We start from the raw sequence: 12,120 nt of genomic DNA on the forward strand, positions 1-12,120 counted from the left end.
GTGCCGACCGGGACTGTCGGCACTACGGGTATTTCAGTTTCCCTACCTTACTCTATTATGCGTTTTTACCGTTGCCAGAAAATTAGCTATATCGGTTAAGAATTGATTCGGCCGCTCATAATGGATATTATGACCACAGTTTGGGTAGATCTTGTGATCGATCAGGTGCGGATGTTGTTTTTGAAGCGCTGCGTTCTCCGTTTCGAAAGGAAACAAATCATTCGGGCTGGTGGGGTCCAGGATTAAGACTGGCACCGACAGGTTTCGAAAGATGATTTTCGGCTCCAGTACCGACATGGATTCTGCGAAAAGTGGCACTTGCGTCGGATGAAGAATATTGGCCCGGAATTGGTCCGGCGTTTTCATATTGAACAGGTCCAGCACGCCCGGACTGATTGCCCACCTTCCACCGTTGACTGATCGAATCCAGGCTAACAGGTCGAATTGACTTCCTTGTTGCGTTGTGTCATAAATAGCACGGTAAGCGGCAAACTCACTCGCATACGTCGTGTCCGGGTATCGGTCTTTGAAGAGTTCATCAATGCGCCGGGTAAGTTGAGCCGACTCCATTTTGTGATAGAACGTATTGGTAGATACCGATCCGCCATCTTCCAGGATTAATCCTAAAACCCGGTCTGGATACGCGTCGTAAAAAGCGGTACTTATCATCCCCCCTCTCGACCAGCCGCCAATCACGGCTTTTTTAATGTTCAGCTCATCCAGAATCCATTTGATGTCATCGGCTACATGATAGAGCGAAACCTCATGCGCCGGAATTGGGGTCTGGCCGTGGCCATAATAATCAATCGCCAGTACGTAGTAACCAGCATTAACCAGGCTATCCGCTAGCGTCAACAACTCAAGTGCGTTGGTTAAGCTGCCATGTGACCAGACAAGCGGAACGTCAGAAGGTTTTCCCCAGGTCAGGTAATGCATGCGACCATTTTTTGTCGTACTGAAATGACCATGCGCTTTTTCAAAGCTGGCAAAGTCCTGCTTTGCCAACGCAAAAGCCTTTTGTATATCCGTGTGATCAGCAACCAACTGATTCTGTTGGGCTTGCAGGTAGGTACAGCCAATCAGAATTGAAACAATAGTCAGTAAAATCCTCAATAGCGTATCGAAAAATTAGCGGGATAATTCTGTACAAATTAACGAGAGAACATTCACGATATGTCCATTTGCAGAAAATCAAATCAACTACCAGAAATAGAAAAGCCCCGTCGGGGGCCAAGCTCTAAAAACGAGTACATGATTTCTACGGAATGATACGTTCGTAAACCGGCTTACCCTTGTCGGTGTCAGTCCCAAACATTTCAATGTATTGAACACGTGGCATAAGCCGCGACTTGGGGTCCAGTTGCACGAACACTTTTTGCAGATATGCCCGCTGGCCATTGATGGTCATCATTGCCATTGGTTTGCCCCGAAGGGTGATAATCTGCATGGGCCGTTGCTTAAATGAATTTAAACTGATTTCATAAGCGTCGGATGCCAGCGGTCTGTGCGTGTAGCCGTAGGCCATCTGCCATTGAACACTGGTTAAATCTTCCCGCTGCCCCTGCTCGGCATAGCGAATCCAGTACACCTGCACGGGTTTATCGGGGTTCAGTTTCTTCCCAGCCGATAGGTTCGCTTCGTAGACAACGGTATTGATGTCTTTGCTGCGCTGCAGGTAAAAGAGTTGATTGGGCGACGGCGCGGGCTCTGGAAAGGACTTCCGCACCGCCTGGGCGGGCAAATGATCCGTCAGCAATAAAGTAATCAGCAGGGCAAAATATCGGACTGTGTTCATAGTACTGATTGTTCGTGCTGTTAACGAAATTAACGTCTAATCATATGTAAGCCAAATCGCTTACAGGCTCAATTGAAACGACATTTTAATCGCAAAGGGCGTTACATTCGGATTCTGCCGGTACGTTAGCCGGTGCATAGCCTCAATACGTACTGTTTTCAGGACATTCTCGATACCGTACCCGATCTCGACATAAGGCGTTTGCTGTAACGAATGGACCCTTGGCAGCGGCTTTCCGTTGGTATCGTGCGTGGCAATTAAGTTGCGGTTGCCATCGCTCAAATGCCCGAACAATACGTTACCGGTCACGAAATTGCGCCAGCCCAACCGCCGGATCAGGGGGATTCGGTTAGTAAATAAGCCTTCAAACTTGTGCTCAACGGAAAGGGATACGTAGCGATCGCTTACAAATTCAGCGTAGTTCATCAGGTTGAACGCATTTCGGTTGTAAAACGGCGTCTGGTTTCCCAGATGCACCTGAAGCAGCGGATACGGAATGGCCGATGGGATGTAACCCGCTTTCACCGTGTACTGCGTACGGCCCAGCAAGCCCCAACGTAGCGCGTGATCCAACTGCATCTGTACCTTGTGGTAGCCGCTAAACGTAGTGCCTTGAAATGAAGCGGTGCCATAGGTGTAACGCAACGTAACAATCGGCGCGGTTTCGGTAGGTCGACGTCGAATCCGGCGACCCGTAACCCGGCGAGCGGGCAACCGACCCGGCGCATAGCGCGTTTCCAGAAAGTATTCCATGCTCCGTAGCGTCGTACCCGCAACGGTTGGATGCTGCGGCTCATTACGTTCATTGATCGCGAACGGAAACAACAGGTCCATCGAACGCTTGCGAATCCCTACCGTTTGCGTAAAATCCGGCCCTAGGTCACGTTGGGCGGTCAACGATGTTTCGCGTTGATAATAAGCCTGCGGAAAACGGCCAAACCGGCTGTTTAGTCGAAAAAAGGAGTTGTCGGCCAGATCTTCCGTACGATTTCCCAATTGTTCCAGATCGTAGCTATGCCTTAACGAGATCAGCGTTAACGGCCGACGCGTAGGAATGAAGTTGACCTCCCAGCCGGTTTTCCACACCCGATCGCGCGTACCATAGGCACCATAGGCCGACAGCTGCCAGGTGCGGCTAAAGGCGTTGTTCGTCTGTAAGCCCATGCGCAACCGGTGGCCTTCGATGGGATTATATGCCCACATGGAGAAGGCGGAACCGGCATCAACACCCCGCATAACGGGCAGATACCCACCATTCAGGACAAACTGGGCAAGTTTGGTGTAACTCTTCACAACCGGCAGGTTTCGAACTGTATCCAGCAAAGCGCGCGTCTGCTCGTAGTTTTGTGCCTGAAGTGATTGCTGACGCTGGTTCTGCCAGTAATCAGCGGGCGATTGATCCCGATCTTCCGCCAGATCAATGTCCACATTGAAAAAGTCAACCGATTTAGGCTGGTTCACCAGCGGCTCCCGCACCGACGTCGTGTAATCGACCGTAGCGCCAAACGTATTTTTGACGACCTCACCTACCCCAACCGTCAGATGCGTTGTTTCGGGCAGCCAGGCACTGCCGGATTCGCCAGCGCGTTCGTACGTCTGGTCAATGTCGATCTTGTTAATAAAATTGATATTGGCCGCAGCGCCAACGTGGGCGTCCATACGTACCAGCGCGTAACTGTCTTTGTCAATCCACATCCGCCCCCGAAACACCAGATCGCGCTCGTTCTTCGGATCGAAGTCAATGCCGTAACACGTGTGATCACCAACCTGGGACGTATCGGCCAGGAAGTACGTATACGCCATCCGTCCGCCCTCGGCCAATGGCGAGATAAACTCTTTCTTGAACAGGCTCACCTGATTCTGATAGAAATTTAACGTATTAAAACCCGCTCCGGTGAACAGCGCCACGAAACTATCATCGGTAATACCGACACTGCTGATGTTCGTCTTTAAAATGTGCTCTTTGGTATGCTGCGGGTTGCGTCGGGCATAGATACGTGAAACCGTTTCGGACATAAAAACGGGCAATACAGCGGCTTTTTTGCCTTGTTTCTGCTCCAGTGCTTTTAAAATGGCCTGCACGGGCTTCCGTTGCCGAAAACGGTCGGATAGCTGGTTGATGTTGATGGCAAGCTGACTATAGGCTTCGTATTCGTAGCCGCTCAACTGCCGGAAATCATTCTGTTTTCGATGTGCGTGTATTTCTCGAAGGATACGAAACGCCGGATTTTCACCCGCGTGAACCACAACTTCATTCAGCATGGCCGCAGCTGGCGTTAACGCTACATCAACGGTTGATGACGTCACCGCAACCTTCGCCGTCTGATACCCAAGCGCCGATACCAGCAGTGAATCAGCGGGTTGACGAAGCTGTAATTCGTAATGACCATCGACATCCGCCTGCGTACCGGTGGGCTTTCCGTTCACAGCAACGGAAGCAAACGGAACCGCCTGCCCCGAACTCTGGTCGGTAATTTTTCCCGAAATAAGGGTTGACGTAGCCGACGTTTGCCCAAAAACGGACGTAGTGACGAACAGAATGGTTGAAAGGACGAGACTAAGCGATTGGATTAAGATTATCCTTAATCGGCTGATCTGGTGAGGATACGGTTGTGGCGTAAGTAAAATTGTAGCCTTCATGATGTTGTTTACTGAACTTCATTACGGCTATGACTACTGCGCTACGATTTCCCCCTATTTGAAAATTAATTTCCTGAGCAAACAGTCGCTTGTCGATCCAGCCGTATGTGCTTGTGCTGTTGTCATAGTTAATATTGACACGACAAAGTTGTGGTGACCTGGTTGATTCGGAAATCGATTATACACCGAAGTGTCTATTGCATCTCGTCAACTGCTGGATTTGCCTACTGAGTTGGAAGACGAATGTAATGCGTGACGTAACGCGAACGGTCCGCATTACTTCTTAATTGCCCGAATTTGCTCTTTCAGGCCTAAGGCAACGGGATTTTTCCGGTCGATTTGCAACGATTTTTCGATGTATTTATTCGCTGCGGTCGTATTGGCGAATTTGAGGTAACCAGCCGCCAGTTGATTGCTCAGCTTGACGTTTGTGCTATCTTTTTCAAACTGACCTTTCACCGCAATCAACTGCTGGACAAACGCTTGCAACTCGTTCAAACTGAACTGAGTTTGGTTGTGGGCAGCCGCGTAGTGCAGATACGGCATGGCTTCTTCCGGCCGATCCAGCTTGAGTAACGTAATGAACAACGGCTGAGCCGTTTCGAACGAATTCGCCAGCCGGAATGCTTTCTTCAGGTACGTAACGGCGGCCTCATTGTCATTCCGGCTCAGGCATAATTTAGCCGCCTGAGTATAAAAAGCCGGATCATTCGGAAATTCCAGCAGAAACGCTTCGGTCACCTTCAGGGCGTTGAGCGTGTCGTTTTGTTTCAGGTAATGATCTCTTAACTGATTCATGGCATCTGGCCACGTTATCTGCTTGACAACCAGGGCACCCGCTAATTCTTCTTCTACGGTCTTGGTTCTCTTCTCCTCGGTTGGCATGGGTACGTTGAACGGCCAGCCTTCCTTCAGGATCATCACTTCGTAAGCCCCTTTCAGCGAGTCTACGGCGGTAATCGGCATGTGCTGCTGTAATTCAGCGAACGAAAGTTCGTGTTCACGGCCAGCCGGAAGGAGTTGCCTTTTTTTCAAGGCGTTATAAAACGCATCAGACAGCAAAGCATAGCCGTACAAATTTGGATGGACGTGTTCCAGGAGCGTTTCCTGACCTAAAATGCCGTGTGGCGAATGTTCATCAAACGTGTGTTTCGTATCCACTAACGTAACGCCAGGGTATTTGGTCGCTACGTCCTGAATGAGTTGATTCACGGCTTCCGGTGCCCGAAACCGCAACATATCCAGTTCTTTAGCCTGTGTATAGGCTTTTTTTGCTTCGGCAAAATTACCCGCTGCATACGCCCGATTGGCCAACTCGTACCTGGCCTGAGCCGATGTTGCGCCATTCCCCGGAGCACTGATAAATGGCTTCAGGTCCTTTTCGTTACTAACCAGATTACTGATCAGTACAGGAATCTTTTTTTGGCTCAGTACCTGGCAAATATCGTTCAGGTTGGTTTTGAACTGGTCAATTCCGGCCTGGTACACGTCCGATTCATAGGCTATCTGCTGGTCAGCGGCCATCCGTTTCATCAGGTTCTCACGCAAATCATTGTTGTCGCCGGAGAGGGTTTTCCGAATGCCGGATACAGCAGCATTGATCAACTGGATCAGGCGGAATTCGCGGAGCCTGATCACCAGCCGCATCAACGACGGATTGTGCGCGAACGAACTGGTGGACCCTACGCCCAGGGCACCATAATACTCATTGTGTCCCGTGTAGATCAACACAGCATCGGCCTGATAATCAACCAATTCTTTAGCAAATCCATAGACCGTATACGTATTAACGGCTGTCAGGGCCAGGTTTATGATCTCAGTATCTTTGTCAGGAAATTCATGCAACAACCGGTATTGCAACCATCGATGAAACGAACCATTGTGCATATACGGATAGCCAATTGTGGTTGACTCACCGAGCACAAAAATCCGGAGGGTACCTGCCGCTTTTTGCTTCAAAAACGGCTCAAAATTACCGATCGTCGCATTTTCGGTTTCCGTAAAATACCGCTCCGATGCGTGCTGATTCATCACCCAATACCCCTTGTGCTGAGGGTCTTCCACGAACAGACTCAGGTCGTGGCCGTATCCGAACAGCCTGAGCAAACCTTCCACCAGCACCAGCACGAGGAACGGCAACAGCACCGCTATTCCCTTAAATAGCCACAACCGCTTTCTATTCGGGGGAATGCGGTTGGTAATTTCCGGAGAATCTGGTGCTGTCTGCTTCATAGGCAATAACCAAAGTATCACATATTCCTTAGCTACTTTTAGGATAAAGAGAACTTCCCGAAAGGTTGGACTTTCGGGAAGTTGACAAGATCAAATCAATACCCCGGATTCTGCTTCATGCTGGCGTTAGCCGTAATCTCGTTGATCGGAATGGGCTGGGCATAGTCCGTTGCTGGATCAAACTGAATGGTACCGCCCCGGATCTTCTGGTAATAAGCGGCTTCCTGAGGGCCGATTTTCCATCGGCAAACATCGAACCACCAGTTGAATTCACCAAAAAATTCTGCCCATCGTTCGTAGCGGAGCGGGTTATTTTTCAGCCCATCATCCGGTGCTTTGGTCACGTCGGTCAAACTTTTGTAATCAACGGCCGAGGGCGTATCAGCGGGAAGGCTATAGGCGCGCCGGTGCACTTTGTTGATGTACTCCAGTGCCATTGCGTTATCGCCGGTATGCGTCAGGGTTTCGGCGTAAAGCAGGTAAATATCGGCCATTCGCAGCCAGAGTATGTTAGCCCCGTTGGACCGGTTTACTTCCAGTTCCGTGCCCGCCAGATTGATATATTTCCGGAAACTCCAGGCCTCCATATCGATCTCCGTTACGTCCAGATAATGCGATATGGGCTTTTTCGCGCCAGCCACCACCATTGAGTCGACATAAGGCTGTAGACAGGCCACCCACAGCCGGGGGTCAACGGTTTTGTTTGCCCGGGCCGCCACGGATTTAGCAATGTATGACTGGTCAACATTGGCAATGTTGGCGGATGTTGTGCCCTGCGGAAAATAATGGCCCTGATTGAAGCCAAACCGGGCAATGTTCTTAGCGTGCGGAAACACGTTCGACCAGGCCGACGCGATGGGTGTGCCCGTGGGGCCGACGTAGGATGGGGCAATCAAGGTCCCGATCATAGACCCCATCGACAAATCGACGCCACCGTACGTTAAATCGACGTTCAGATTGAGCTCGACAACCGACTCTGAATTGAACTCGTTCTGACCGTTGAACATGTTTTTGTACACGTCGAACGAAACCAGCGATTTTCCGCTGCTGGCAATCACGTTGCTCAGGTACGTTTTGGCATTCGCCCAATCCTGGGTAAACACGTAGACTTTGCCCAGGAAGCCTTTCACACCCCAGCCCGTCACTTTATGCTTATCGGTAGCCGCTGTCCAGGTTTGGGTACCCAGCAGGGTTTCGGCGGCTTTCAGATCAGCAATGATAAAATCCCAGTTTTGTTTTACCGTCGCGCGGGGCACCTGGGTTGCAGCCAGGTTGTCGGCCACGGCTGTGACAATGGGCACACCCATTTTATCGCCACCCGCACCATCTACAATAAATGTCTCGCCCCAGAACGTAGTCAGGTAGTAATAATACCAGGCGCGTAGGTAAAGGGCCTGTCCTTTAATCAGGTTTACAGAGACGAGGTCTGTAGCCGAGGCTGTTTTACTAACCCGTTCAACGCCAGCCAGTAACGTATTGCACCGTTGCACACCTCGCCATAAATCGGGCCAGATCTGGAGTAAAAAAGCGTCGCTGGGCAGAGCGTTATTCTGGCCCATCTGAATCCAGTTCGGCGACCCCTGCCAGCTCAAATCGGTCGTATGATCCCACAGATACGTACTGTAGGGGCCAATCGCCCGCCCAAATATGCCCGTAGCATGCTGCGTTCCGTAAACACCTGTGAGGAGCTGTTCGAGATCGGATACGGTAGCGGGATAGCTACTCGTCGAAATAGCCGTCGGGTTATCGACATCAACGAAACTATCTTTACAGGAGGCAAAGCTCACCAACAAAGCAAATAGCGATAATTTTAAGAATATGTTCATGATCGGAATAGCGTTGGAGGTTAGAAACTCAGGTTGATGCCCGCTGAAAGTAGCATTGTGCGTGGATAGGAATAGATAGTGTCAATTCCCCGGGCCGTCGTCCCGTTTCGTCCCAGCACCTCCGGATCAAGCCCTTTGTATTTGGTAAAGGTGAGTAGGTTCTGTCCCTGCACGTAGATTTTCAAATCCGAGATTTTCAGGGACTTCATGAGCGAATTGGGAATGGTATAGCCGATCTGCAAATTCCTCAGTTTCAGGAATGAACCATCTTCCACGAAGTAGTCGGAAACACGGCCGTAGTTGGCATTCGGGTCCCGCGAAAACACACCCGCTGCACTTGTCGAACCCACTCGAGGCTGATCCGTCAAGCCATTTCCGTTAAAGAAGGAAGAATTAAATATATCCCTCGTGGTGGTGTAATCTCCATACATGAACTGGGTGAAGTATTTGTTGCCGTTGTACACATCTACTCCCTGAACACCCTGAAACAGCGCCGTTAAGTCCAGTCCTTTCCAACCCAGATTTAACGTAAACCCATAGGTCATTTTGGGCCAGGGGTTGCCAATAAATGTTTTGTCAGCAATGGTAATACGTCCGTCTCCATTCACATCTCTGAATTTCAGATCACCCGCTGCGGTACCGGCATTCTGGTAATAAACGCTGGTTGATCCGGCGGCTTTCTGTGCCTGCTCGTTTAACGTAGTGACGTCGGCATTCGACTGAAAAATATCCTCCACCTGATAGCCATAAAACTGACTCAACGGGTGGCCGACTTCGGTACGGGCTGCGTTTCCGTCGAGGTCCTGTCCGGCCGCGCCATCGGTGATCGGGTTGTTGTTCACCCCATCCAACTGTTTCACCAGGTTGCGGTTGAAGGACGCGTTTGCCGTAATGCCGTAGGTGAAGGCGCCCGTTTTACCCCGATAATCTACCGCCAGTTCAAGTCCTTTGTTGCTCATTTGACCAATGTTGGTATACACCGCTGAAGCCCCAAAACCCGCCGACAACGCCACCGGAACCTGATAAATCATGCCCTGGGTCTGGCGGCTATACCAGTCGACCGTGATATTCAATGCATTTTTCAACAGCCCGATATCCAGCCCGATATCCGTTTGAAGAACCGACTCCCATTTGATGTTCTGATTGGCTAACTGAGCCGTCAGCGCGTAGCCTTTGGCACGACTGCCGTCGGCTAATCCCTGGCTGTTTGTCCCGTTCGTTCCGCCGTAGGAAGGCAGATACGTGTACTGAGGAATGTTACTGGTACTACCCAGTTTCCCGTAACTGGCCCTTAGTTTGAGGTTTGACAGGAAAGTAACATTATCCCGAACGAAGGCCTCCTCGTTCAGTTTCCAGCCAATGGAAGCCGAGGGAAAAACCCCAAATTTGTTCGTCGGGCCAAAGCGATCCGAGCCGTCCCGGCGGATGGTCGCCGTCAGCAGATACTTGCTCGCGTAGGTATAGTTGATCCGCCCGAACTGGGAAAGAATTCGCGTTTGCGGCAGTTCCCCCCCGCTCGCTACGTAGCTGCTGGGGTTGGTGGCTAAACCTAAGTTATAGGTAACGTAAGGAAAACCCTGCGCCGAGGCACTCAACGAACTCAGGTCTGATTTATAGGATTCGTAACCAGCCAGGGCTTTAAATTCGTGCTGCCCAATGGTTTTGGCATACGTTAACACGAAGTTGGCCGTCAGGTTACGCTGGTTATTAATATCCCGGCTCAGGGCTGCCACCCGGTTGGCAACGATGCCGTAATCATAGGCTTCGTTAAATTTGTAGTTCTTGACATTGTAGATCGAAGCACCGAACGTAGTCCGGAAATTCAGACCGGGAATGATTTCCCAATCGGCGTATACGTTGCCTTCCAGCGCATAGGTCTGATTCAACTGGTGATTCTGATATTCCTGGGCAACCAGGTTGGGTCCACCAAAGTAGTTGCCTGTTTTGGCCCAGCCACCATAGATATTTGTCGGGTCGTAGATAGGCACGACCGGCGCTGACCGAAAGGGCAACGTAGTAGAGACCACCGGATTGGTGCCGGTCATCCAGGCATAAAGGGTTTCCCCTACCCGGATCTTTTTGTTCAGTTTGAAATCAGCATTGGATCGAAGCCCGTAGCGTTCAAAATAGTTATCGATGAACGTACCGCCTTCTTTCTGATAGTTGGCCGACAGGTAGTAATTGCTTTTTGCCGAAGTCCCTGATAATGAGAGCGAATAACTCTGTTCTATACCATTTCCATACAAATCTTTTACCCAATCGTTATCGGGCAATTTTGCGGGATCACCCCAACTGTTGGTTGCCACCCCGAAAGCCGTTTTCGCGGTATAATAGTCGTCGGTATTCAGAAGTTTGTATTGATTAAGGGGTTTCCGAACGCCGTAATACGCATTGAAATTAATGCTCATCTTGTCCATCGTAGTACCGCGTTTCGTTGTCACCAGGACAACCCCACCGGCGGCCTGAGCGCCATAAATAGCGGCAGCACTGGCATCTTTCAAAATCTCGATGGATTCTACATCCTGCAGGTTGAAGTTGTTGCCCGACGACATCCGGATGCCGTCAACAATGTACAGCGGAGACATACCCCCAATGGAGCCGACGCCCCGGATCACAATATCCGAACTGGCCCCCGGCGAACCATCATTGCGGGTTACCTGAACCCCGGCAGCCCGCCCCTGCAAGGCTTCGTTAATACTACGTACCGGCAAGCTCTTTACTTCTTCCGCCTTTACGGACGAAATTGACCCCGTCAGATCCGACCGTTTTTGCGTACCATAACCTACCACGATCACTTCATTGAGGTTTTTGGTATCGGTCGCTAATCGTACGTCCAGTTCACTACGGTCACCCACCGTAACTTCCTGACTCATGTAACCGACAAAGCTGAATACCAAGGTGGCATCGCCGGTGAGCAAGGTCATTTTGTATTGGCCGTTGGCATCGGTGGTGGTGCCACGCGTCGTTCCTTTTACAATAATACTCACGCCAGGCAGCCTGGCGCCTGCTTCATCAGACACACTTCCTGATACGGCGCGGTCGTTGACGGCCTCCTCATTGGTGGGCGGAAGCACGTCAATCCCCTTCGGAGTGGCCTCCTGATTCAGGATGATCTGCCGACCTTTCACGTAGTACGCTACATTAAGCGGTTGCAGCAGGTTGTCCAGAATCTCACCCAGCCGCTGGTTCGTGGCGTTTAACGATACATGGTTTTTCAACTGCACAAGCGCCGACCGGTAGGCAAACCGGACGTCGGCTTGTTTTCCCAGTTGGTTAAGCAGCGATTTTATGGTCAAATTATCGGCCCGCAGGGTAACGCGCTGATCCATAACTTGCTGTGCTTCAACCGGGCGGGCCGTAGCCAGACCGGCGATAATAGCCGCTAGTAGTAACTGATAGACAGTAAATTTCATAAGGCTACACAACAGACTAAGCGGTTGTCGAAGTTCTTTCATACTTTTGCTTGTTTTTTGGCTATTTACGATTAGGAATGGGCAAAGAACCCCCAACCTCATCCATGATGAGGGTCGCAAGAAGGGTGTACTTGGAGTCAGTGATGCCGGAATCATCACTGGCTTTTTTTGTAAAAAATGGACTAATGCTTCATAGGCAATACGTAATAGGGTA

6 protein-coding genes are annotated in these 12,120 nt (G+C 50.5%); all 6 read right to left on the minus strand.

Annotated features, from left to right (window positions below; genetic code table 11):
* Positions 1-42 precede the first annotated feature (42 nt).
* Positions 43-1,113, minus strand: coding sequence for an alpha/beta fold hydrolase (locus BM202_RS01315; RefSeq protein ID WP_093822662.1), 1,071 nt, complete (start codon positions 1,111-1,113; stop codon positions 43-45).
* A gap of 145 nt (positions 1,114-1,258) precedes the next feature.
* On the minus strand, positions 1,259-1,795 hold the full coding sequence (locus tag BM202_RS01320) for a DUF4833 domain-containing protein (protein ID WP_093822663.1): 537 nt from the start codon (positions 1,793-1,795) through the stop codon (positions 1,259-1,261).
* A gap of 60 nt (positions 1,796-1,855) precedes the next feature.
* Positions 1,856-4,435: a DUF5686 and carboxypeptidase-like regulatory domain-containing protein gene (locus BM202_RS01325; RefSeq protein WP_093822664.1), complete on the minus strand. Its 2,580-nt coding sequence runs from the start codon at positions 4,433-4,435 to the stop codon at positions 1,856-1,858.
* 276 nt (positions 4,436-4,711) lie between these two features.
* Positions 4,712-6,667 (minus strand): GDSL-type esterase/lipase family protein, encoded by a 1,956-nt coding sequence (locus tag BM202_RS01330; protein ID WP_093822665.1) that lies wholly within the window; start codon positions 6,665-6,667, stop codon positions 4,712-4,714.
* A gap of 95 nt (positions 6,668-6,762) precedes the next feature.
* Entirely contained in the window at positions 6,763-8,493 is a 1,731-nt protein-coding gene (locus BM202_RS01335) for a RagB/SusD family nutrient uptake outer membrane protein (RefSeq protein WP_093822666.1), read from the minus strand.
* A gap of 20 nt (positions 8,494-8,513) precedes the next feature.
* Positions 8,514-11,948 carry a TonB-dependent receptor gene (locus BM202_RS01340; protein ID WP_093822667.1) on the minus strand — a complete coding sequence of 1,145 codons (3,435 nt, stop codon included), beginning with the start codon at positions 11,946-11,948 and terminating at the stop codon, positions 8,514-8,516.
* Between the last annotated feature and the right edge of the window lie 172 nt (positions 11,949-12,120).

The sequence above is a fragment of the Spirosoma endophyticum genome (assembly GCF_900112365.1).
GTDB classification, from domain to species: Bacteria; Bacteroidota; Bacteroidia; order Cytophagales; family Spirosomataceae; genus Spirosoma; species Spirosoma endophyticum.

Excerpts from the sequence above, each read along its gene's own strand:
- BM202_RS01320 (WP_093822663.1), bottom strand. The coding sequence starts at position 1,795 with ATGAACACAGTCCGATATTTTGCCCTGCTGATTACTTTATTGCTGACG.
- BM202_RS01325 (WP_093822664.1), bottom strand. The coding sequence starts at position 4,435 with ATGAAGGCTACAATTTTACTTACGCCACAACCGTATCCTCACCAGATC.
- BM202_RS01330 (WP_093822665.1), bottom strand. The coding sequence starts at position 6,667 with ATGAAGCAGACAGCACCAGATTCTCCGGAAATTACCAACCGCATTCCC.
- BM202_RS01335 (WP_093822666.1), bottom strand. The coding sequence starts at position 8,493 with ATGAACATATTCTTAAAATTATCGCTATTTGCTTTGTTGGTGAGCTTT.
- BM202_RS01340 (WP_093822667.1), bottom strand. The coding sequence starts at position 11,948 with ATGAAAGAACTTCGACAACCGCTTAGTCTGTTGTGTAGCCTTATGAAA.